The following is a 22854-nucleotide window of genomic DNA, read 5'->3' on the forward strand; positions in this document are numbered from 1 at the left end:
GTCGCCGACGCCGTCTAGGCGTATTGATTCCATCTTCCATCATGTACAAGTGTCCACTTAATAAGTGGACACGATCATCTACGCTTACGCTCTTAACTTCAAGATGACTTCACCGGGTGCTTACAATAAGCTTCAAACTACCATTGCTGTTTCAGGATTTTTTCCAACCAGAACGTACCTATGACCGTTTTCACATCAGTGATCTTGCCATCACGTACCCACTCCAGCAGCTCAGATTGGGTAGCTACGAATGTTTCCAGGAACTCTTCCTCGTCCAATCTCGCCTCACCCGCCGTCAAGCCTTGTGCCAGATAGATTTCAAGATGCTCATCGGCATAAGCGATCGCATTATGAATGGTGCAAACATGGCGCCAACTTTGTGCAGTATAGCCTGTTTCTTCTTTCAACTCGCGTTGTGCGCAGACCAATGTATCTTCGCCCGGGTCAATTTTACCGGCAGGAAATTCAATAAACACTCTGTCCAAAGGATAGCGAAATTGTCTTTCCATCAGAACGGTACCGTCATCAAATAAAGGAATGATAACGACCGCACCAGGGTGTCTTATGTATTCACGCGTTGCCTGCTTACCATCTGGGAGGGTAATTCGGTCCTTCTGAACCTGAAGAAAATCTCCGTCGTAGGCCAGAACACCATCTATCTTATGTTCGCGCAAATGGCTGTCTGTTAAATCTGTTTCAGACATGATCGCGCCTCAAATAACGATATACAAAACCGGGAAAGCCCAAGACAACGAACAGGCAAAAACTGATTGCATAGAATTCCCATCCTTGCGGGAACGCATTGCCAGCATTACGTTCAAGCGCAAAACCGAGTTCACCGACAAACACATAAAGCACGATTATCTCGACGATGCGCAGCCAAAACGGCTTAACCAAAGAAAAACGCTGTATCGCAAACAAGGCGAAACAGCGTTCATTGATGAATGGCAGGTTGGCAGCCAATACTGCCAACACTACCACGAACCACACAGATGCGGAGCTACTCAAAAGATTCAACCTTTTCCATCTTAAGATGCAAGTGTCTTAACAATTGCATTCAGACATGCAGTCATCAAGCCGCCTGGCATTACACCTAATACGAGTACAGCAATACCATTCAAGCTCAAGATCATCCGTACATCAAAGCTAGGGTTGATGATCGTACTGTCAGAAGGGTCATCGAAGTACATCAATTTCACTACACGCAGGTAGTAGAAAGTACCAATCAGTGAGAACAATACTGCAACCAGTGCAAGCCAGATCTGACCACTTGCAACGACGGATTGCAACACAGACAGTTTTGCGTAGAAACCCATCATCGGAGGAATACCGGCCAACGAGAACATCAATAACAACATCACCAATGCAAACCATGGGGAACGCTTGTTGAGACCTTTCAGATCATCGAGGTTTTCAGCTTCGAAACCAGAACGTGACAACAGCATGATCACACCGAAAGTACCTAGTGTCGTCAAGACGTAGGTAATACTGTAAAACATCGACGCACTATAAGCATCAGCAGCCATGCTGGTGTTGCCATTCACAACGCCAGACAACAATCCTAGCAACATGAAACCCATTTGAGAAATGGTGGAGTACGCCAGCATGCGCTTCAAATTTGTCTGCGCAATCGCCGTCAGGTTACCGATAGCCATGGACAATACAGCCAGTACAACCAACATTTGCTGCCAATCAACTGCCTGGGAGAACAAACCTTCTACCAACAAACGGAAGGTAATTGCAAACGCTGCCAATTTTGGCGCACCACCCAACAACAAGGTAACTGCTGTTGGAGAACCTTGATAAACGTCAGGCACCCACATGTGGAAAGGCACAACACCCAGTTTAAACGCCAGGCCAGCCACCAGGAACACAATACCGAACACCAGGATAGTTTTATTAGCAATTGGGGACGCAGCAGCTTTTGCAACTTCAGATAAATCCAAAGAACCAGTAGCACCGTACAACATCGAAATACCGTACAACATGAAACCAGAAGCTAAAGCACCAAGGATGAAATACTTCATCGCGGCTTCAGTCGATACGGTGTGATCGCGGCGCAAAGCAACCAATGCGTACAGCGACAAGGACATCAATTCCAGGCCCAAGTAAATAATCAGGAAATTATTTCCTGAGATCATAATCATTTGACCAAGTAAGGCGAACAAAGCAAGAACGTAAAATTCTCCGCCCAGTTTGCCGTTAGTCATACCTCTGTCTGTAACGTATTGACGAGAGTAAATCAGCGTCATACCCACCGCGACGTAGGAGAACATCTTCAGCAGCATAGACATAGGATCAGACACAAACATGTTATTGCTAACGTAGGTCGATCCTCCGCTATTTGCCGTTGCTAAGGTCAGAGCGCCGCACACAAACAACGCGACAATACTCATGACATAAGTCACGTTACGCTTGCTGTCGGCCAAAAACATATCGACCAGCAAAATTGCACAGGTCGCCAGCAGCAAAAATATTTCAGGATAAAGTGGTGTGAAGTTCATATTATTCAGTTCTACTAGCATTGATCTGCTATCACACGATTTGCGAATCGAAAATCGTGTGACGGGCTTGCTTGTCTATATCCTTAATTAGAGTGGCAACTTAGACACAGCCACATGCTTCAAAAGATCACTTACTGAGACTTGCATCGCATCAGTAAATGGTGCTGGATACAGCCCCATTGCAATGACTGCAATCGCTAAAACACCCAGCATAAAAAACTCGCGCTTATTAATATCACTTAAGTGAGCAACATGGTCATTCGTAATTTTACCGAATACAACACGTTTAACCATCCACAAAGAGTAAGCTGCACCAAAAATCAAGGCCGTAGCAGCCAGCATACCAATCCAGAAATTAAATTGAACTGCACCCAAAATCACCATGAACTCACCAACGAAACCCGACGTTGCAGGCAAACCGCAGTTAGCCATGGAGAACAATACAAACAATGCAGCAAACTTAGGCATTTTATTAACCACGCCACCGTAGTCGACGATTTGACGTGAGTGTACGCGGTCATACAGTACACCAATACACAAGAACATTGCCCCGGAAATAAAACCGTGGGAAATCATCTGCACAATGGCGCCTTGCATGGACATCGCGTTAAACATGAAGAAGCCCAGAGTAACGAAGCCCATATGTGCAATAGAAGAATACGCAACCAGCTTTTTCATGTCAGCCTGTACCAAAGCTACTAAGCCGATATAGATTACCGCGATCAAAGACAACGTGATCATGAAACCGGCCATGTAATGGCTTGCATCAGGAGCGATTGGCAAGGAGAAGCGCAAGAAACCATAAGCGCCCAATTTCAACATGATCGCTGCCAACACAACAGAACCACCGGTAGGCGCTTCCACGTGAGCATCTGGCAACCATGTATGTACTGGCCACATTGGCACTTTCACTGCAAACGCCATCAGGAAAGCACAGAAGATCATGATTTGTTCTGACATGCTCAACGGCAGTTTGTGCCAATCAAGAATATCGAAAGAATGACCTGCTTTGTTGTACAGATAAATGATCGCAACCAGTGTTAACAAAGAACCGAGCAAGGTGTACAAGAAGAACTTGAACGCTGCATACACGCGATTCGGGCCGCCCCAGATACCTACAATGATGTACATAGGAATCAAAGTTGCTTCGAAGAACACGTAGAACAGCATACCGTCCAACGCTGAAAATACACCGATCATTAGTCCAGACAATATCAGGAACGCACCCATGTACTGAGCAACTTGCTTCTCAATTACCTGCCATGCAGCGATCACCACGATCACAGTAATGAACGCTGTCAAAGGGATTAGCCACAGAGAGATACCATCAATTCCCAATGAGTAAAAAACGTTAAATTTTTCTATCCACGCGAATTTTTCAACAAATTGCATGCCATGCGCATTGTTATCAAAATGGGTAATCAAAGGCAAAGTTACCAAAAAGCTCGCCAGAGAACCGATAAGCGAAACACCGCGCACCAGACCGGGATTTTCATCCCGACCGAAAGCTAATACAAAGAGGCCAAACGCGATCGGACACCAAATCGCCAGGCTGAGTAAGGAGGAAGTTGACTGCATCATGATTATATTTTTATAGCCGAGGTCACTTATTTAGCAAAAGGGAATGGCATGAAGTACACAAGGAACCCCAGAACACCCAAAATCATTACAAAAGCATAGTGATAGATATAACCACTTTGGAACAAACGAATGCCACGCGAGAACCAACCTACCAACTTCGCGCTACCATTTACCACCAAACCATCAATCAAACCTTTGTCACCGATGTTCCACAATCCGCCACCCAACACGCGAGCACCGCCTGCGAATACGATTTCATTGAATTTATCCATGTAGTACTTGTTATCAAGCAGATTGTAGATAGCGCTTGAATGCTTCTTGATTGCCGTCGGAATCGCCGGTTTCACCATGTAGAAGAAATACGAAGTAACAACACCAGCCAAAGCCAACCAGAACGGCAAAGACGTAAATGCATGGACTGCCATCGCTACTGGGCCATGGAATTCATCTTTCAATTCTTCCATTGCTTTGTGAGCTTCATTGACAGTAATCACTTTTTCAAAGAATGCGCCAAACAACATAGGTTCAATCGCGATAAAACCAATAATCACAGATGGAATTGCCAGCATCACCAATGGGAACCAGACTACGAACGGAGACTCGTGCGGTTTTTGTCCTGGTGCGAGGCCGTGGTGCTCATCATGATCCGCGTGATCGTCGTGGGCATGACTGTCGTGTGCCTTGTGATCATGTGCATGATGATCGTGGCCATGAGCATGTCCAAAGTTTTCTTTACCGTGAAATACCAGGAAGTACATACGGAAAGAGTAGAACGCCGTTACAAAAACACCGGCCAAGGTCGCAAACTGAGCAAAACCAGCACCGGTCAGATGTGAAGCTTGCACAGCATCAATAATGCTATCTTTGGAGTAGAAACCTGAGAAGAAAGGTGTACCGATCAGAGCCAGGGAACCTATCAAAGAAGTGATCCACGTAATAGGCATGTATTTACGCAAGCCACCCATATTGCGAATGTCTTGATCGTGGTGCATACCGATGATCACAGAACCAGCCGCTAAGAACAACAACGCTTTGAAAAACGCATGTGTCATTAAGTGGAATACAGCAACCGAGTAGGCGGAAGCGCCGAGTGCGACAGTCATGTAACCCAATTGCGACAAAGTCGAATAAGCGACCACACGTTTGATATCGTTTTGGATAATCCCAAGGAAACCCATAAATAAGGCCGTGATAGAACCTATCACCAGAATGAATGACAAGGCGGTATCAGACAATTCAAACAACGGGGACATACGGGAAACCATGAAAATACCAGCAGTCACCATCGTCGCCGCGTGAATCAGCGCAGAAATTGGAGTTGGACCTTCCATCGAATCTGGCAACCAAACGTGCAATGGAAACTGCGCCGACTTACCCATTGCACCGATGAACAGGCAAATACAGGCAACGGTAATCAACATCCAGTTCGTTCCAGGCAACAGCAGTTTTGCTAATTCTTCTTTCTTCGCGAAGACCTCTGCGTAGTTCATAGAACCAGCATAAGCCAGAATCAGACCAATACCGAGAATGAAGCCAAAGTCACCAACACGGTTGACTAAGAAAGCTTTCATATTCGCGTAAATTGCTGTTGGCTTGGTGTACCAGAAACCAATCAACAGATATGACACCAGACCCACTGCTTCCCAACCGAAGAACAGTTGCAAGAAGTTGTTGCTCATCACCAGCATCAACATCGAAAACGTGAACAGGGAAATGTATGAGAAGAAGCGATTGTAACCTTCATCTTCAGCCATATAACCTATAGTGTAGATATGAACCATCAGCGAAACGAAGGTCACCACACACATCATCATTGCTGTCAGATTATCGACCAGAAAGCCTACTTCCAGCTTCAAACCTGCCACCTGCATCCATTGATACAGAGTAGCGTTGTAAATTGGCGCGCCATCAATCAACGCATTTAAGGTCATGCATGAAATGATGAAAGCAACCAATACGCCAAGTATTGTTGCCGTATGTGAGACTTTACGTCCCACGACGTTACCGAAGAACTTGGTGCCCAACAAACCCGCAATGGCAGATCCTGCCAATGGTGCCAGAGGTACAGCCAATAATAGTTGTGGGTTAAGTTGCCCCGCCATGATGACCCTTTTGTTAGCTTGTTACTTTTTTTAAATCGCCAGCGAATGAGGGGTTGTTGCTCACCACAACAACCCATCCACATTATCCCTTGAGTGCGTCCAGATCTTCAACGTTAATCGTATCCAGGCTACGGAACATGACTACGAGAATCGCTAAACCGATTGCGGACTCAGCAGCCGCCACCGTCAGAATGAAGAACACGAAAATTTGTCCCGCTGCGTCTCCTAAATAATGAGAAAACGCGATGAAATTAATGTTCACTGCGAGCAACATCAATTCGATTGCCATGAGCAGCACAATAATATTTTTGCGATTCAAAAAAATACCAACAATTGATATCGCGAATAAAATGGCACCCAGAACCAGGTAATGCGTCAATGTCAAAGCCATATTAGTTCCCCTGCTTTTCTGTTGCTGCAAGAGTCACACGGTCAGACTCTGCTTTCATCTTCACAATACGTACCCGATCTTTGCTTTGTACCTTGACCGCTTGTGCTGGATCAACATACTTACTGTCTTTACGACGACGCAAAGTCAAAGCCACTGCTGCCACAATCGCCAGTAACAAAATTGCCGCTGCAACTTCAAACGCTAATTGGTAATGTGTAAAAATAACCAGACCCAGATTTTTAGTATCACCAATATTGCCGGAGTCACCGTGAATCTGTCTGCCGACAGTAAGGAAACCGCGCCACAACACCGCCGACATTTCCAACACCACCACCACACCAACTGTCAACGCCAATGGAAAGTGACTCCAGAATCCCGCACGCAACTTGTCGAGATCGATATCAAGCATCATCACTACGAACAAGAACAAGACCATGACGGCGCCAACATAAACCAGCACCAGAACGATGGCCAGAAACTCTGCTTTGAGCAACATCCAGATACCGGATGCGGTAAAAAATGCGAGCACCAGAAACAGTGCCGAATGCACAGGATTACGCGCTGTAATCACCTGCGTCGCAGCGAGAATCAAAATCGCTGCAAATACATAAAATAATGCGGTTGTAAATTCCATATCGAAACCATTCCAATTATCGGTAAGCTGCGTCAGCTTCACGAGCTGCCGCAATTTGTGTTTCGTAGCGATCGCCTACGGCTAACAACATCTCTTTTGTAAAATACAGATCGCCGCGTTTCTCGCCGTGGTATTCCAGAACATGTGTCTCAACGATAGAGTCAACCGGGCATGATTCTTCGCAGAAACCGCAAAAAATACATTTAGTTAAGTCAATATCGTAGCGAGTAGTACGGCGGGAACCGTCAGCACGTTGATCGGATTCAATCGTGATTGCCATCGCAGGACAAACCGCCTCACACAATTTACATGCAATACAACGCTCTTCACCATTCGGGTAGCGACGTAAAGCATGCAATCCACGAAACCGTGGGGATTGCGGTGTTTTTTCTTCCGGAAATTGGACAGTAATTTTGCGAGCGAACATATAGCGACCGGTCAATGCCAATCCCTTAATCAGTTCGCGCAGCATCAGGCTGCCAAAAAAATCTTTAATTGCTTCCATTTTCTTCAGCCTCTTACTTCCAAATATTCCACGGCGTTTGCATCCACGCTGCGACAAACACCAAATACACTAAAGTCAGGGGGATAAATACTTTCCAGCCCAAACGCATGATCTGGTCATAGCGATAGCGTGGGAAAGATGCACGTGCCCAGATGAACATGGAAACCACAACAAAAGTCTTGATACCGAGCCAGATCCAACCCGGGATAAAGTCCAGGAAACTAAATGGTGACGACCAGCCGCCAAGGAACATCAACGATGCCATCGCAGAAATCAAAATCATGTTCGCGTATTCAGCCAGGAAGAACATGGCAAACGACATACCAGAGTACTCAACCATGTGACCTGCAACGATCTCAGATTCACCTTCTACCACGTCGAATGGGTGACGATTCGTTTCAGCGATACCAGAAATGACATACACAACAAAAATCGGCAACAACGGCAACCAGTTCCAAGACAAGAAATTCAGACCCATGTGCGCGAAGTAGCCTTTAGACTGGCCATTAACGATATCAGTAAGATTCAAACTACCGGACACCATCAATACGATGACCAGAGCAAAACCCATGGCAATTTCATAGGAAACCATCTGTGCGGAAGCGCGCATTGCACCTAGGAATGCATACTTAGAGTTAGAAGCCCAACCCGCGATAATAATACCGTAGACTTCCATCGAAGTAATTGCCATTACCAACAGCAAACCAGCATTAACGTTTGCCAATACTGTTTCTGGTCCGAAAGGAATCACAGACCAGGCAGCTAAAGCCGGCATAATCGTCATGATTGGCGCCAGGATAAACAACACTTTGTTAGCTTTTGCCGGAACAATAATTTCTTTTAACAGCAGTTTTACCGCATCGGCAATCGGTTGCAACAAGCCAGCAGGACCAACACGATTCGGGCCAAGACGGATATGCATCCAGCCAATCATTTTACGTTCCCACAGCGTGAGGTAAGCAACACATCCCATTACTGGCAGGGTAATAGCAACGATTTTCACCAGGGTCCAGATTAACGGCCATAAGTAGCCAAACGTACCCTGTCCCAAGCTTTCAATAGTGAGCAGCAAACTCATTACGCACGCTCCACAGTAATTGCACCAAACATGCCGTCGAGGTTGCTGGTCGTTTCATGACCTGCCGCTACCCGGACTACATTTTCAGGAAGAGATTGATCAACACCTACATTCAACAAGATGGAACCACCTTTCGTGAACTTGACCATATCGCCGTTGCTGACATCCAATTTTTTCGCCAAGTCGGCACTAATCCATGCCAGCGTTACTTGAGCATCTGCCGTTTTTTGCAGTGATTCTGCGCGACGAACAATACCATCAGTGCTGTAAATCGACACGTCTGTCAAACGTTCCAGACCAGTTCCAGCAGTGCTGAGCGTTGGTGCAGCGGATGTCAGATTGTTCAAACGTGAAACGATGTCCGCTTGACCTAAAACCTCATCACGAATACTTTCAGCAGTTTCGTAGTCGAATTTTTCCAGACCCAACAAATTACCTAAAACGCGCAAGACTTTCCATGCCGGACGAGTATCACCTAAAGGTTTTACCACACCGTGGAAACTTTGCGGACGACCTTCGCAGTTCACAAACGTACCAGACGTTTCTGTGAAAGGTGATACAGGCAACAATACGTCAGCGTATTCTGCGCCGTGTTTGAACGGTGACATGACAACCACCATATCAGCTTGCGCCAAGGCGGCTTTTGCTTGTACCGGATGCGCAGAATCCAACATTGGTTCAGCGTGCAATACGATGTAAGCTTTTTTAGCTTCAGCAAAAACTGCCTTTGCAGATGTAGACGGAATCGCATTCGCGAGGTAGCCACCTACAGTGTTCGCTGCTTCGGTCAAATATCCGAAAGTTGCGTCTGCATTTTTGGCAATCCACTGCACCAGCGCGTGTAATTTCGCTGCTTCTGGATGGTAGGACGCGGTGTTACCGAAAAACACACCTGCATCCCCTGCGATCAGGCTATCAGCGATTTTTGATGCAACTTCAGTTGCAGTAACACCTTCAAAACCAGCTGGAGCCGCCACTTCCTTTTTAGCGGCAACTGCAACCGCTACTTCAGCGAGGAAGGAAACCCATGCGGATGGTGCCAGAATTGCTTTGTTAGTCAGCTTCATCAACTGATCATCGTCACTGGAATTCAAGACGCTTAATTTGGTGCCCAATTTTACGGACTGACGCAAACGTGCAGCCAGAACTGGGTGATCTTTACGCAAGAAAGAACCGACGATAAAGACGTTTTTTAATTTTCCAAACTGGCTGATCGATGTACCCAACCAAGGCTTGATCTGACCATTCAAACTGAAGTCAGATTCGCGCAGGCGGAAATCAACATTATCAGAACCCAAACCGCGCACGACGCGCTGCAGCAAAGATAATTCTTCAAGCGTGGAATGTGGCGCCGCAACCGCTGCGATGGCCTCAGCACCGTGCTCATGTTTTACATTGCGCAGACCGTGAGCGATGTATTCGAGTGCAGTTTGCCAATCAGTTTCTTGCCATTGACCGCCTTGTTTGATCATGGGCTTAGTCAAACGCTCAGAACTATTCAAGGCTTCGTAAGAGAAACGATCCTTATCAGAAATCCAGCATTCATTCACATCTTCGTTTTCCATCGGCACAACGCGCATGACCTTGCCGTTCTTGACCTGAACGATCAGGTTAGAACCAAGGGCATCATGTGCACTAACGGATTTACGACGAGACAATTCCCATGTGCGGGCTGAGTAACGGAATGGCTTAGACGTCAGCGCGCCTACTGGGCACAGATCGATCATGTTGCCAGACAATTCGGAATCAACTGTCTGACCGACAAACGATGTGATTTCAGAGTGTTCGCCACGATTAAGCATGCCGAGCTCCATCACCCCTGCGATTTCCTGACCGAAACGTACGCAACGTGTGCAATGAATGCAACGACTCATTTCTTCCATTGAAACCAGCGGCCCCACATCTTTGTGGAACACCACGCGTTTTTCTTCTTCGTAGCGTGAAGCGGTACCACCGTAACCGACAGCCAGATCTTGCAATTGGCACTCACCACCTTGATCGCAAATCGGGCAATCCAGTGGGTGATTAATCAGCAAGAATTCCATTACCGCTTTTTGTGCTTTCACCGCTTTATCGCTGGATGAACGTACGATCATCCCTGGCGTTACTGGCGTCGCGCAAGCTGGCAATGGCTTAGGTGCTTTTTCAACCTCAACCAGACACATGCGGCAGTTCGCCGCAATAGATAATTTTTTGTGATAGCAAAAATGCGGGATGTATGTGCCAAGTTTATTGGCCGCATCCATCACCATACTACCCTCTAGGACTTCGACTTTTTTGCCGTCTATTTCGATTTCAACCATGGTCTACTCTAAGTGTGCTAACCGAATCTGGCTTACAGGTAAGTGGGAACCAAGCAATGCTTATGCTCGATGTGATATTCAAATTCTTCGCGGAAATTTTTGATAAATGCACGAACTGGCATTGCAGCGGCATCACCCAAAGCGCAAATTGTTTTGCCTTGAATGTTGTCAGCAATAGAGTTCAACATATCCAAATCTTCAGGACGCCCCTGACCGTGCTCAATACGATGAACCATACGATACAACCAGCCAGTGCCTTCACGGCAAGGCGTACATTGACCGCAAGACTCTTCAAAATAGAAGTAAGACAAGCGCAACAATGATTTGACCATGCAACGTGTTTCATCCATCACGATCACCGCGCCTGAACCCAGCATAGAACCGGCTTTGGCGATGGAATCGTAATCCATATCGGTGGCCATCATCACGTCACCAGTCAATACTGGCATTGAAGAACCACCTGGAATAACCGCTTTAATTTTTTTACCGTCGCGCATGCCGCCAGCTAATTCGAGCAGCGTAGCAAACGGTGTTCCCATTGGAACTTCGTAGTTACCTGGTTTCGCAACGTCACCGGACATAGAAAAAATCTTAGTGCCGCCATTGTTTGGCTTACCCAAGGCAGCGTATTTCTCGCCACCCATTGCCAATACAAACGGAACAGCAGCAAAAGTCTCTGTGTTATTGATGGTTGTCGGCTTACCGTACAGACCAAAACTTGCCGGGAAAGGCGGTTTGAAACGTGGCTGACCTTTTTTACCTTCGAGTGATTCGAGCAAGGCTGTTTCTTCACCACAAATGTAAGCACCATAACCATGGAATGCATGCAATTGGAAAGAGAAATCAGAGCCTGCAATCTTGTCACCTAACATCCCAGCAGCGCGCGCCTCTTCAATTGCTTCTTCAAAGCGATCATAGTCAGCAAAAATTTCGCCGTGGATATAGTTATAGCCAACGGTGATGCCCATCGCGTACGCACCAATGGCCATACCTTCGATCAAAGCGTGCGGGTTATAGCGAATGATATCGCGATCTTTAAATGTACCAGGTTCGCCTTCGTCGGTATTACAGACCAGGTATTTTTGACCTGGAAACTGACGTGGCATAAAGCTCCACTTCAAGCCGGTCGGAAAGCCAGCGCCGCCGCGACCGCGCAGCGAAGATGCTTTCAACTCAGCGATTACCTGCTCTGGCGGAATTTTTTCCGACAAAATACGTTTCAGAGATTCGTAACCACCACGGGCTACGTAATCTTGCAGGTGCCAGTTTTTTCCATCCAGACCAGCCAAAATTAAAGGCTTAATATGGCGATTATGCAGACTCGTCATTATTTACCCGCCTCTTTCAATTCACTTACCAGACCGTCAATCTTATCGTTCGACATCAGGCTGCACATACGTTTGTTATTGACCAGCATGACCGGCGCATCACCACATGCGCCCATACATTCGCCTTCAACCAAAGTAAATTGGCCGTCCGCTGTCGTTTCTTTGTAATCGATACCCAGTTTTTGCTTTAAGTGCAGCGCAGCGCGCTCACCGCCAGACAAAGCACATGGCAGGTTAGTACAAACGGAAATCTTGAACTTACCCACAGGTTTCGTGTTGTACATGTTATAGAAGGTTGCCACCTCTTGAACCGCGACCGCAGGCATACCGATGTAATCTGCCAAAGTCTGCATGACCTCTGGAGATACCCAACCGGTTTCGTCCTGAGCAATAGCCAACGCCGCCATGACGGCAGATTGCCGTTGGTCAGTCGGGAACTTTGCAAGTTCGCGATCAATTTTTTTAAATGCCTGCTCTGATAACACCATAGCCAATGCCTCGAATCAACGCCAGTCAGCGTCTTTTATCTATCAATCTCACCAAACACAATATCCTGAGTACCGATGATGGTTACAGCATCAGCAATCATGTGACCCTTTGCCATCTCGTCCAGACCCTGCAAATGCGCATAACCTGGCGCACGGATCTTCAGACGATATGGTTTATTCGCGCCATCGGACATCAAATAAATACCAAATTCACCTTTCGGATGTTCGACCGCTGCATAGGCTTCGCCAGCAGGAACATGGAAACCTTCAGTGAACAATTTGAAGTGATGGATTAATGCTTCCATATTCGACTTCATATCCACGCGATGTGGTGGCGTCACTTTGTGATTTTCAGAAATCACAGGACCCGGATTATTTCTTAGCCACTCTACGCATTGTTTAATAATACGATTTGATTGGCGCATCTCTTCAACACGTACCAGATAACGGTCATAGCAATCACCATTCACGCCAACCGGAATATCAAAATCAAGCAAATCGTACACTTCGTAAGGCTGCTTTTTACGCAAATCCCATTCAATGCCTGAACCACGCAACATTGGCCCAGTAAAGCCTTTTGCCAAAGCTCGTTCAGGACTGACCACACCAATACCAACCAAACGCTGTTTCCAGATACGGTTATCAGTCAGCAGGGTTTCATATTCATCAACATAGCCTGGGAAGCGGTTTGTGAAATCCTCAATAAAATCGAGCAGGGAACCCTGGCGATTTTCATTCATTTCACGCATCACTTTGGCATTTTTTAACGCCGAAGTTGTGAACTGCGGCATTTTTTCCGGCAGATCACGGTACACACCACCTGGACGATAGTAAGCCGCATGCAAACGCGCGCCTGAGACCGCTTCATAGCAATCCATCAAATCTTCACGTTCGCGGAATGCATACAAAAACACCGCCATCGCACCAACGTCGAGAGCATGGGCGCCGATCCACATCAAGTGATTCAGAACACGTGTAATTTCATCAAACATGACGCGAATGTATTGAGCACGCATAGGAACTTCAAGCCCCAGCATTTTCTCAATCGCCATCACGTAGGCGTGCTCATTGGACATCATCGACACGTAGTCGAGCCTATCCATATAAGGAACGGATTGCAGGAAAGTTTTTTGCTCAGCCAGCTTTTCAGTTGCACGATGCAACAAGCCAATATGCGGATCCGCACGCTGAATCACTTCGCCATCCAACTCCAACACCAAACGCAAAACCCCGTGCGCGGCCGGATGTTGAGGACCAAAGTTGAGGGTATAGTTCTTAATTTCGGCCATTATTTGATCCCGTAATTTTCTTCACGAATGATACGCGGTGTATTTTCACGCGGCTCTATCGTCACAGGCTGATACACAACACGCTTTTGCTCCGCGTCGTAGCGCATTTCAACGTATCCAGACACTGGAAAATCTTTACGGAACGGGTGACCAATAAAACCATAATCAGTCAGAATTCGACGCAAATCATTGTGTCCGTCAAACAAAATACCAAACAAATCAAAAGCTTCGCGCTCGTACCAGTTGGCAGCATTCCAGATATTTACCAGAGAAGGAATCACTGGCATTTCATCATCTGCAGCAAACACACGTACGCGCAAACGGCAATTATTCTTCACAGACAGCAAATGAGAAACGGCCGCAAAACGCGCACCTTCCCAAACACCATCACCGTAAGCAGAATAATCCACACCGCAAAGATCGATCAGTTCTTCAAAATGGGTATCAGGATGATCGCGCAAATCACGCATCACCTGCAAATACTCTAATGGCGAAACGACCACAGTCAATTCGCCCAAAGCATTTTTTAACTCGATAATACGATCACCTAAGACGGCTTTGACCGCAATCTCAAGTTTTTCTAATTTAGTTGTCATATTTAACGGCTGCCTTAGCATTCACGCGATTAGCGAGCGATAGTATTAGTACGTTTAATCTTGTTCTGCAACTGAATCACACCATAAATCAGCGCCTCAGCTGTCGGAGGACATCCTGGCACATAAATATCCACAGGAACAATACGATCACAACCACGAACTACAGAATACGAATAATGGTAATAACCACCACCGTTTGCGCATGAGCCCATTGAAATGACCCAGCGTGGCTCAGCCATCTGATCATAAACTTTACGCAAAGCGGGTGCCATCTTGTTGCACAGCGTACCCGCAACAATCATCACATCAGACTGACGCGGAGACGGACGGAATACTACACCAAAACGATCCAGATCGTAGCGTGACGCGCCCGCATGCATCATCTCAACTGCACAGCAAGCCAAACCAAACGTCATCGGCCACATCGAACCCGTGCGTGTCCAGTTGATCAACTTATCGGCTGTTGTCGTAACAAAGCCTTCGTTTAATACACCTTCAATAGCCATAATCCATCACTCCCAATCCAGAGCGCCTTTTTTCCAGATGTACCAAAAACCTACGCCAAATTCCAACACGAAACCCAACATGATCAAAAAGCCAGTCCAACCCAGGTCGTGCGAAGCAACAGCCCACGGAAAGAAAAATGCCGTTTCAAGATCAAAGAGAATAAACAGAATTGCGATCAGATAATAGCGCACATCAAATTTCATGCGAGCATCTTCAAATGCTTCAAAACCGCACTCATACGCAGATGTTTTTTGAGAGTCTGGCTTATAGGGAGCAAGAACACGCCCTAAGACTTGAGGCACCACACCAACACCAATGCCAACCAGAATAAAGAGAAGAACTGGGAAATAATTTTCGAGGTTCACGTTAGGCTACCTGTAATTGAACGCCACATTGAAGCAAATCACCGTTTGACACAAAATTCAAAAAAATGACCACTTCCTCGACAAAATCAGAAAAGAAAATCTGACCTATTGCTTTGGTGCCGACGACGAGACTCGAACTCGTACAGCTTTCGCCACTACCCCCTCAAGATAGCGTGTCTACCAATTTCACCACGTCGGCCTAAGCCCAGCATTCTACTATGATTGACCTCATTGTTCAACGCACAATTGCGGAAATTCAAGTTTTTTTGCTGGGTTTTTCGGAAATTATTTTGGAATCTGATTTACTTGAGCCGCAGAAGCAGAAACTGCTGGCGCGGAAGCACTTGCAGATGACACAGTTTTCATCACAGATACATTATCCATTACACCAGTCGACGCCTTACGATTACCAGCAATCACGCCCAACGATAATGTTGCAATAAAAAATAAGGCCGCAGCCACACCAGTCGAGCGAGACAAGAAATTCGATGAGCCCGTTGCACCAAACAAACTACCCGAAGCACCAGAACCAAAAGAGGCCCCCATGTCAGCACCTTTACCGTGCTGCAACAGCACCAGACCAATAATCGCCAATGCGGACAACACCTGAACCACAACTACCAAAGTAAAAAAAGTTTGCATTCAAAACACCTAAAAAAGATTAATCCACATCACTACATTAATTTATCAGCAAGCAGAAATGATCGCCAAAAAATCCATCGCCTTCAAGGCAGCTCCACCAATCAAGCCGCCGTCAATATCAGCCATTGCCAACAATTCTTTTGCATTTTCTGGCTTCATACTTCCACCATATAAAATCTGCACTGCATTTGCGGCTTCAGCATTCTTTACAGCCAATTGAGAACGCAAGAATGCGTGTACATCTTGCGCCATTTGCGGCGTTGCTGTTTTTCCAGTACCAATGGCCCACACGGGCTCATAGGCCAGGACAATATTTGTCAATTGATCAGCACTCAATACATCCAGTACTGCCTGCAACTGCTCAGCAACCACAATATTGGTCGCACCATTTTCACGCTGCTCCAATGTTTCACCAACACAAACAACAGGAATCAGATTCTGCGCCAAAGCCTGTAAAACTTTCTGCGCCACAAGCTCACTACTCTCAGCATGGTACGCGCGACGCTCAGAGTGACCAACAATCACGTACTTACATAAACAATCAGCCAACATGCCAGCCGACACCTCACCAGTAAAAGCGCCATGAGTATGCGCAGAAACGTCCTGCCCACCCCATGCAACACGCGAATCACCCAAAACTTCAGCACACTGAGTCAGGTAAGGCGCAGGAGCACAAATCAGCACATCAACAGCGTCATTTGCTGGCAAACCAGCAATTATTCCGGTTAGCAAGGTGTGATTAGCAGAAAAACTGCCATTCATCTTCCAATTGCCAGCTATAAGAGTTCGCCGCATAGTCATAGTAAGTCACAAATTAAATAACCGTCTATTGTATCTTGCGGACATGTGCACGGTCAAACCAGCTAGACCTCCAAACACAGGGAATACCACAATATATTTGCAACAACGGAACGCATTTTAAAATTACAAAATTTGCAGCACTATCTTGCCAATGTGATCACCGTGCTCCATCGTTGCGTGCGCGACAGATGCTTGCTCCATCGGAAAAACCTGATAAATTACCGGCGCTATTTTCTTTGTCTCAAGCAAAGGCCACACCTTCACACGCAATTGAGCAGCAATCGCCGACTTAAATTGCACAGATCTCGGACGCAAAGTTGACCCGGTAATCGTCAACCGTCGACGCAAGACTTGAGCCAAATCTATTTCCGATTTACTACCACCAAGTAGAGCAATGATCGCAATCCTACCATCATCAGCGAGACAATCAATCTCGCGCGGAATATAACTACCAGCAACCATATCCAGAATCACATCCACACCCTTGCCATCCGTCAATGATTTGACTACATCTGGAAATTGTTCAGTTTTATAGTTGATTCCGCGCTCCGCACCCAATCTCTCTGTGGCACGACACTTTTCCTCCGATCCCGCCGTGGCAAACACACGATGACCCAAGGCGCGGGCAATCTGGATCGCCGTCACACCAATACCAGAAGTACCACCTTGCACCAACAGCGACTCCCCCTCAATCAGACGCGCACGGTCAAAGACATTACTCCATACTGTGAAGTAGGTTTCTGGCAACGAGGCCGCTTCGATCATAGAAAGCCCAACAGGGACAGGAAGGCACTGTGCAATAGGCGCCACACAGTATTCAGCATAACCGCCACCCTGCACTAAGGCACAAATGTGATCGCCAAGCTTAAATTCGCATCCCACAAGGTCACCACCAACGATTTCACCTGCCACTTCCAGGCCAGGAAGGTCCGAGGCACCGGGCGGCACGGGATAAAACCCCATGCGCTGCAACACATCGGGTCGATTAATACCAGCAGCGTGTACGCGTATCAATACCTCACCAGCACCAGCTTGCGGCTCAGACCTTTCCGTCAACTGCAATACGTCGGGGCCACCAAATTTACTGATTTCGATTGCGCGCATAGCTACTCCAGCAAAATTTAAACAGCCATTGTATGCCATAAAAAAAACGCCCGTGTTTTGCACGGACGTTTTTAACTTAAATCATCAAACACTCAAAAATTCATCACGAATTTTTGAGATGGAGTTGATTATTGCTGCTGTTGTTGCTGTGGCTGAGCTTCGCCTTCAGCAACTGCGGCTTTCATAGACAACTTAAAGCGACCACGGTCATCAGTTTCCAGCACTTTTACACGTACTTGCTGACCTTCTTTGAGGTAGTCAGCGACCGCATTCACGCGCTCGTTGGCGATTTGGCTGATGTGCAGCAAGCCATCTTTGCCTGGCATGATTTGAACGATTGCACCGAAGTCCAACAATTTCAATACCGTACCTTCATAGACTTTGCCCACTTCAACTTCTGCAGTCAACTCTTCAATGCGACGCTTGGCTTCCTGACCAGCAGCGGCATCAACAGAAGCGATAGTGACTACACCTTCATCGCTGATATCGATTTGCGTGCCAGTTTCTTCCGTCAAGGCACGAATCACTGCACCACCCTTACCGATGACATCACGGATTTTTTCAGGATTGATCTTGATTGTGATCAGACGTGGTGCAAAGTCAGACAATTCAGTTTTACCCACTGGCACTGCTTCTTGCATTTTACCCAGAATATGCACGCGACCCTCTTTAGCCTGAGCCAAAGCAACTTGCATAATTTCTTTAGTAATACCCTGGATTTTGATATCCATTTGCAATGCAGTAATACCTTCTGCAGTACCAGCGACTTTAAAGTCCATATCACCGAGGTGATCTTCGTCACCCAGAATATCGGTCAAAACAGCAAATTTATTGCCATCTTTGATCAAACCCATCGCGATACCGGCAACGTGCGCCTTCATTGGCACACCAGCGTCCATCAATGCCAGGCAGCCACCACAAACAGAAGCCATGGAAGAAGAACCATTGGATTCAGTAATTTCAGATACCAGACGAACTGAGTAACTGAAATCTTCCGGATCTGGCAATGCTGCTTGCAATGCACGCTTAGCCAAACGGCCATGACCAATTTCACGACGCTTAGGCGTGCCTACGCGACCTGTTTCGCCAGTGGCAAACGGAGGCATGTTGTAATGCAACATGAAGCGATCAGAGTACTCACCCATCAACGCATCAATTTTTTGCTCATCACGTGCAGTACCCAGAGTAGCGATCACCAACGCTTGTGTTTCACCGCGTGTGAACAATGCTGTACCGTGCGTGCGTGGCAATACGCCAGTGCGGATAGTGATTGGACGCACTGTGCGTGTGTCACGGCCATCGATACGTGGCTCACCTTCGAGGATTTGGGAGCGAACAATTTTCGCCTCCAGATCAAACAGGATGTTACCAACTTCAGAAGAATCCGGTGCAGCAACACCGGCTGCCGCCGCTTGCTCAGCCAATGCAGCAGAAACGCTGGAAGTTGCAGCCTTTAATTGTTCTGTACGAGCTTGCTTTTCTTTAGTCTGATACGCCGCACGCAGCAATGGCTCTGCAACTGCTGTGACTGCAGCAATCAAAGGCTCATTCTTAGGCGCTGGCGCCCATTCAACTTCAGGTTTCCCGCCATCACGCACCAGATCATGAATCGCATCAATCACAGCCTTCATTTGCTCGTGACCATACACAACCGCGCCCAACATCACTTCTTCAGACAATTGTTGCGCTTCAGATTCCACCATCAATACGGCAGTTTCAGTACCAGCGACAACCAAATCCAATTTAGAAGATTTTAATTGTGTCGCTGTTGGGTTCAGTACATATTGACCGTCGATATAACCAACGCGCGCCGCGCCGACTGGACCACTAAATGGAATGCCAGCAACAGAGATAGCAGCAGATGCGCCAATCATGGCGGCAATATCAGGATCGATTTCTGGATTTACAGATAATACGTGCACGATCACTTGCACTTCATTCAGGTAACCTTCGGGAAACAGTGGACGAATTGGGCGATCGATCAGACGGGAAGTCAGTGTTTCTTTTTCAGATGGACGACCTTCACGCTTAAAGAAACCGCCAGGAATACGGCCGGCAGCGTAAGTTTTTTCCATGTAATCCACGGTCAAAGGAAAGAAATCCTGACCTGGTTTTGCATCTTTTTTAGCAACAACAGTTGCCAACACAACGGTATCTTCAATAGATACGATAACGGCGCCAGAAGCCTGACGAGCGATTTCACCTGTTTCCAGAGTGACTTGATGCTGACCGTATTGGAAGGTTTTAGTTACTTTATTAAACACAATGTGTCCTTTCTATTATGCCGACAGATTTTCAGGGGCTGTCGTTCACCTCACCGCGAGCAATCCCTAAAGATTGCTTTTTTTGCTTATTTTCAACACATACTTTGAAAATTCGCCAAAACTTTTTACTTAATATGGCACATAATTGATGCTCATTATGCACGCCAAATAAGCAAAAAGCCTGCGACAGTCAACTGACGCAGGCTTTTTACTATAAATTGTTTGCCAGATACAGCAAGAATTACTTACGCAAGCCGAGTTTTTCGATCAGTGAGCGATAGCGATTCAGGTCTTTACCTTTCAGGTAAGACAACAGGCTTTTACGACGGTTAACCATCATGATCAAACCGCGACGGGAATGGTGATCTTTACCGTGGGCTTTGAAGTGACCGTTCAAGTCATTGATACGTGCTGTCAACAAAGCAACTTGCACTTCTGGAGATCCGGTGTCGTTTTGACCACGGGCGTTATCCGCTACGATAGCGGCTTTTGCACTTTTTTCGATAGACATAATTTTCCTTTACATGCGATAACAAGAGTCGTAGCAACAAAAGCTCACTACAAAACCGTCGTTATCGTGAAATAAACACCCGCCAACATGACGGGACCCGCGACTATAACACGAAATTACAACAGAAATCAAATCTGGGGATTGAGCTTCTCAGATTTGGACTCCAGTTTATTCAGGGCTGATAAGTAAGCCTTGGCAGATGCCACCACGATATCCGGATCAGCGCCAACGCCATTCACGATACGGCCCGACTTCGACAAACGCATAGTCACCTCGCCCTGCGACTGAGTACCAGTAGTAATTGCGTTGACTGAAAACAGCAATAATTCAGCGCCACTGGCAACCTTAGATTCAATCGCGTTGACGATTGCATCGACTGGGCCATTACCTATGCCTTCACAACTGATTTCTTTACCCTGATTGGAGAACACCACTTTTGCCGCTGGCATTTCGCCGGTTTCCGAATGCTGCGCCAAAGACACGAAATGATAAGCCTCATTGTCATTGGCCTGCTCCTCATCCGAGACCAAGGCAAGAATATCTTCATCAAAAATTTCAGACTTGCGATCAGCCAATTCTTTAAAGCGAGCAAAAGCGCCGTTAACATCAGCTTCGGATTCCAAAGTAATACCTAATTCATCGAGACGCTGCTTGAATGCATTGCGTCCGGAAAGCTTACCAAGAACGATTTTGTTGGCGCTCCAACCCACATCTTCGGCACGCATAATTTCATAGGTATCTCGCGCTTTCAAGATGCCATCCTGATGAATTCCGGATGCATGGGCAAACGCATTCGCACCGACCACGGCTTTATTTGGTTGCACAGCAAAACCAGTGATTTGCGAAACCAATTTGGACGCTGGCACAATCTGCGTCGTATCAATACCCAATTCCAGATTGAAGTAATCTTTACGAGTACGCACCGCCATGACGATTTCTTCCAAGGCCGTGTTGCCAGCGCGCTCGCCAAGACCATTGATCGTACATTCGATCTGACGTGCGCCGCCAATCATCACACCAGCCAGGGAGTTCGCGACCGCCATACCGAGGTCATTATGGCAATGCACTGACCAGATAGCTTTATCCGAATTGGGAATCCGTTCCCGCAAATTTTTAAGCATCGTGCCATACAACTCTGGCACACCATAACCCACGGTATCAGCAAAGTTAATCGTGGTCGCACCTTCTTTAATCACCGCCTCAATCACACGGCATAAGAAATCCATTTCTGAGCGACTACCATCCTCCGGACTAAATTCGACGTCGTCAGTAAAATTTCTCGCGTATCTGACCGCCTGAATCGCTTGTTCCAAAACCTGATCTGGGGACATCCGCAACTTCTTTTCCATATGCAATGGTGAAGTCGCAATAAATGTGTGAATACGCTTACGTTGTGCTGCTTGCAAGGCCTCAGCAGCGCGTGCGATATCGCGGTCATTTGCACGCGACAAAGAACAAATAATGGAATCCTTAATCGTCGCAGAAATCGCTTTGATAGACTCAAAATCTCCCGGAGAGGCTGCCGCGAAACCTGCCTCAATAACGTCTACTTTCAGGCGCTCCAACTGCTTTGCAATACGGATTTTTTCATCCTTGGTCATTGATGCACCAGGGGATTGTTCGCCGTCGCGTAATGTTGTATCGAATATGATGAGTTTGTCAGCCATGATGTTCTCCTTTAGATTTTACCAATATAGAAATGAAACTGAGTTTTTGAATATTCTCCGGCCCACCCTTGTAAGACACACATGGGTAAAGAGGGACTACTCGAATTGGGGGAATGGGGGATTTAGCGCGTTACCGCACTAGTAGACTTGCAGATAGTAATAGCGAACCAACGAGGCCGTTGGTTGCGATTACT

Annotated in this window: 22 protein-coding genes and 1 tRNA gene; all 23 read right to left on the minus strand. The window is 46.7% G+C overall.

Features of this window, described 5'->3' with window-relative positions:
• Window positions 1–137: 137 nt before the first annotated feature.
• On the minus strand, window positions 138–704 hold the full coding sequence (locus ACO0KY_RS09845; protein WP_423045660.1) for an NUDIX domain-containing protein: 567 nt from the start codon (window positions 702–704) through the stop codon (window positions 138–140).
• Window positions 697–1008 carry a DUF2818 family protein gene (locus tag ACO0KY_RS09850; protein WP_423045662.1) on the minus strand — a complete coding sequence of 104 codons (312 nt, stop codon included), beginning with the start codon at window positions 1006–1008 and terminating at the stop codon, window positions 697–699. Before ACO0KY_RS09850 ends, ACO0KY_RS09845 begins: the two co-directional genes overlap by 8 nt.
• Window positions 1009–1028: 20 nt before the next feature.
• Window positions 1029–2525 carry an NADH-quinone oxidoreductase subunit NuoN gene (gene nuoN / locus ACO0KY_RS09855; protein WP_423045664.1) on the minus strand — a complete coding sequence of 499 codons (1497 nt, stop codon included), beginning with the start codon at window positions 2523–2525 and terminating at the stop codon, window positions 1029–1031.
• Between the two features lie 66 nt (window positions 2526–2591).
• Window positions 2592–4085, minus strand: a complete 1494-nt coding sequence (locus ACO0KY_RS09860) for an NADH-quinone oxidoreductase subunit M (RefSeq protein ID WP_186911865.1) — start codon at window positions 4083–4085, stop codon at window positions 2592–2594.
• Between the two features lie 26 nt (window positions 4086–4111).
• A complete protein-coding gene (gene nuoL / locus ACO0KY_RS09865) occupies window positions 4112–6187 on the minus strand; it encodes an NADH-quinone oxidoreductase subunit L (protein WP_422989827.1) in 2076 nt (691 codons plus the stop codon).
• Between the two features lie 82 nt (window positions 6188–6269).
• Complete coding sequence (gene nuoK / locus ACO0KY_RS09870) at window positions 6270–6578, minus strand: NADH-quinone oxidoreductase subunit NuoK (protein WP_186911863.1); 309 nt, start codon at window positions 6576–6578, stop codon at window positions 6270–6272.
• A gap of 1 nt (window position 6579) precedes the next feature.
• Window positions 6580–7212, minus strand: coding sequence for an NADH-quinone oxidoreductase subunit J (locus ACO0KY_RS09875; protein WP_186911862.1), 633 nt, complete (start codon window positions 7210–7212; stop codon window positions 6580–6582).
• 16 nt (window positions 7213–7228) lie between these two features.
• Window positions 7229–7717, minus strand: a complete 489-nt coding sequence (gene nuoI, locus ACO0KY_RS09880) for an NADH-quinone oxidoreductase subunit NuoI (protein ID WP_186911861.1) — start codon at window positions 7715–7717, stop codon at window positions 7229–7231.
• Window positions 7718–7730: 13 nt separating this feature from the next.
• Window positions 7731–8795, minus strand: coding sequence for an NADH-quinone oxidoreductase subunit NuoH (nuoH, locus tag ACO0KY_RS09885; RefSeq protein ID WP_423045668.1), 1065 nt, complete (start codon window positions 8793–8795; stop codon window positions 7731–7733).
• Entirely contained in the window at window positions 8795–11098 is a 2304-nt protein-coding gene (nuoG, locus tag ACO0KY_RS09890) for an NADH-quinone oxidoreductase subunit NuoG (RefSeq protein WP_423045670.1), read from the minus strand. The genes nuoH and nuoG overlap by 1 nt, the downstream gene beginning before the upstream one ends.
• A 32-nt stretch (window positions 11099–11130) precedes the next feature.
• Window positions 11131–12426, minus strand: coding sequence for an NADH-quinone oxidoreductase subunit NuoF (gene nuoF, locus ACO0KY_RS09895; protein WP_186911858.1), 1296 nt, complete (start codon window positions 12424–12426; stop codon window positions 11131–11133).
• Window positions 12426–12914, minus strand: coding sequence for an NADH-quinone oxidoreductase subunit NuoE (gene nuoE / locus ACO0KY_RS09900; protein WP_186911857.1), 489 nt, complete (start codon window positions 12912–12914; stop codon window positions 12426–12428). The genes nuoF and nuoE overlap by 1 nt, the downstream gene beginning before the upstream one ends.
• Before the next feature lie 35 nt (window positions 12915–12949).
• Window positions 12950–14203, minus strand: a complete 1254-nt coding sequence (locus tag ACO0KY_RS09905; protein WP_422996490.1) for an NADH-quinone oxidoreductase subunit D — start codon at window positions 14201–14203, stop codon at window positions 12950–12952.
• Window positions 14203–14799, minus strand: a complete 597-nt coding sequence (locus ACO0KY_RS09910; protein ID WP_423045673.1) for an NADH-quinone oxidoreductase subunit C — start codon at window positions 14797–14799, stop codon at window positions 14203–14205. Before ACO0KY_RS09910 ends, ACO0KY_RS09905 begins: the two co-directional genes overlap by 1 nt.
• A 29-nt stretch (window positions 14800–14828) precedes the next feature.
• Window positions 14829–15305 (minus strand): NuoB/complex I 20 kDa subunit family protein, encoded by a 477-nt coding sequence (locus ACO0KY_RS09915; protein ID WP_186911854.1) that lies wholly within the window; start codon window positions 15303–15305, stop codon window positions 14829–14831.
• 6 nt (window positions 15306–15311) lie between these two features.
• Window positions 15312–15671 (minus strand): NADH-quinone oxidoreductase subunit A, encoded by a 360-nt coding sequence (locus tag ACO0KY_RS09920; protein ID WP_186911853.1) that lies wholly within the window; start codon window positions 15669–15671, stop codon window positions 15312–15314.
• A gap of 114 nt (window positions 15672–15785) precedes the next feature.
• Window positions 15786–15870, minus strand: a tRNA-Leu gene (locus tag ACO0KY_RS09925).
• Window positions 15871–15956: 86 nt separating this feature from the next.
• Window positions 15957–16313 (minus strand): preprotein translocase subunit SecG, encoded by a 357-nt coding sequence (gene secG, locus ACO0KY_RS09930; protein ID WP_186911852.1) that lies wholly within the window; start codon window positions 16311–16313, stop codon window positions 15957–15959.
• 45 nt (window positions 16314–16358) lie between these two features.
• The gene (gene tpiA / locus ACO0KY_RS09935) at window positions 16359–17108 is read right to left on the minus strand and encodes a triose-phosphate isomerase (RefSeq protein ID WP_423045676.1); all 750 of its coding nucleotides are present in this window, start codon (window positions 17106–17108) and stop codon (window positions 16359–16361) included.
• Between the two features lie 129 nt (window positions 17109–17237).
• The gene (locus tag ACO0KY_RS09940; protein WP_423045678.1) at window positions 17238–18218 is read right to left on the minus strand and encodes an NAD(P)H-quinone oxidoreductase; all 981 of its coding nucleotides are present in this window, start codon (window positions 18216–18218) and stop codon (window positions 17238–17240) included.
• Between the two features lie 128 nt (window positions 18219–18346).
• Window positions 18347–20482 carry a polyribonucleotide nucleotidyltransferase gene (gene pnp, locus ACO0KY_RS09945; RefSeq protein WP_186911849.1) on the minus strand — a complete coding sequence of 712 codons (2136 nt, stop codon included), beginning with the start codon at window positions 20480–20482 and terminating at the stop codon, window positions 18347–18349.
• A gap of 241 nt (window positions 20483–20723) precedes the next feature.
• Window positions 20724–20993: a 30S ribosomal protein S15 gene (rpsO, locus tag ACO0KY_RS09950; protein ID WP_186911848.1), complete on the minus strand. Its 270-nt coding sequence runs from the start codon at window positions 20991–20993 to the stop codon at window positions 20724–20726.
• Between the two features lie 128 nt (window positions 20994–21121).
• Window positions 21122–22660 (minus strand): 2-isopropylmalate synthase, encoded by a 1539-nt coding sequence (locus tag ACO0KY_RS09955; RefSeq protein WP_423045681.1) that lies wholly within the window; start codon window positions 22658–22660, stop codon window positions 21122–21124.
• Between the last annotated feature and the right edge of the window lie 194 nt (window positions 22661–22854).

This window comes from Undibacterium sp. Dicai25W, assembly GCF_049340505.1.
GTDB classification, from domain to species: Bacteria; Pseudomonadota; Gammaproteobacteria; order Burkholderiales; family Burkholderiaceae_D; genus Undibacterium; species Undibacterium jejuense.

Coding starts and splice junctions, on each gene's coding strand:
- ACO0KY_RS09845 (WP_423045660.1), bottom strand. CDS start 704: ATGTCTGAAACAGATTTAACAGACAGCCATTTGCGCGAACATAAGATA.
- nuoF (WP_186911858.1), bottom strand. CDS start 12,426: ATGACGAGTCTGCATAATCGCCATATTAAGCCTTTAATTTTGGCTGGT.
- nuoL (WP_422989827.1), bottom strand. CDS start 6,187: ATGGCGGGGCAACTTAACCCACAACTATTATTGGCTGTACCTCTGGCA.
- ACO0KY_RS09910 (WP_423045673.1), bottom strand. CDS start 14,799: ATGACAACTAAATTAGAAAAACTTGAGATTGCGGTCAAAGCCGTCTTA.
- ACO0KY_RS09905 (WP_422996490.1), bottom strand. CDS start 14,203: ATGGCCGAAATTAAGAACTATACCCTCAACTTTGGTCCTCAACATCCG.
- rpsO (WP_186911848.1), bottom strand. CDS start 20,993: ATGTCTATCGAAAAAAGTGCAAAAGCCGCTATCGTAGCGGATAACGCC.
- nuoH (WP_423045668.1), bottom strand. CDS start 8,795: ATGAGTTTGCTGCTCACTATTGAAAGCTTGGGACAGGGTACGTTTGGC.
- ACO0KY_RS09875 (WP_186911862.1), bottom strand. CDS start 7,212: ATGGAATTTACAACCGCATTATTTTATGTATTTGCAGCGATTTTGATT.
- ACO0KY_RS09860 (WP_186911865.1), bottom strand. CDS start 4,085: ATGATGCAGTCAACTTCCTCCTTACTCAGCCTGGCGATTTGGTGTCCG.
- nuoN (WP_423045664.1), bottom strand. CDS start 2,525: ATGCTAGTAGAACTGAATAATATGAACTTCACACCACTTTATCCTGAA.
- nuoG (WP_423045670.1), bottom strand. CDS start 11,098: ATGGTTGAAATCGAAATAGACGGCAAAAAAGTCGAAGTCCTAGAGGGT.
- nuoK (WP_186911863.1), bottom strand. CDS start 6,578: ATGGCTTTGACATTGACGCATTACCTGGTTCTGGGTGCCATTTTATTC.
- nuoI (WP_186911861.1), bottom strand. CDS start 7,717: ATGGAAGCAATTAAAGATTTTTTTGGCAGCCTGATGCTGCGCGAACTG.
- nuoE (WP_186911857.1), bottom strand. CDS start 12,914: ATGGTGTTATCAGAGCAGGCATTTAAAAAAATTGATCGCGAACTTGCA.
- ACO0KY_RS09940 (WP_423045678.1), bottom strand. CDS start 18,218: ATGCGCGCAATCGAAATCAGTAAATTTGGTGGCCCCGACGTATTGCAG.
- ACO0KY_RS09955 (WP_423045681.1), bottom strand. CDS start 22,660: ATGGCTGACAAACTCATCATATTCGATACAACATTACGCGACGGCGAA.
- tpiA (WP_423045676.1), bottom strand. CDS start 17,108: ATGCGGCGAACTCTTATAGCTGGCAATTGGAAGATGAATGGCAGTTTT.
- secG (WP_186911852.1), bottom strand. CDS start 16,313: ATGCAAACTTTTTTTACTTTGGTAGTTGTGGTTCAGGTGTTGTCCGCA.
- ACO0KY_RS09915 (WP_186911854.1), bottom strand. CDS start 15,305: ATGGCTATTGAAGGTGTATTAAACGAAGGCTTTGTTACGACAACAGCC.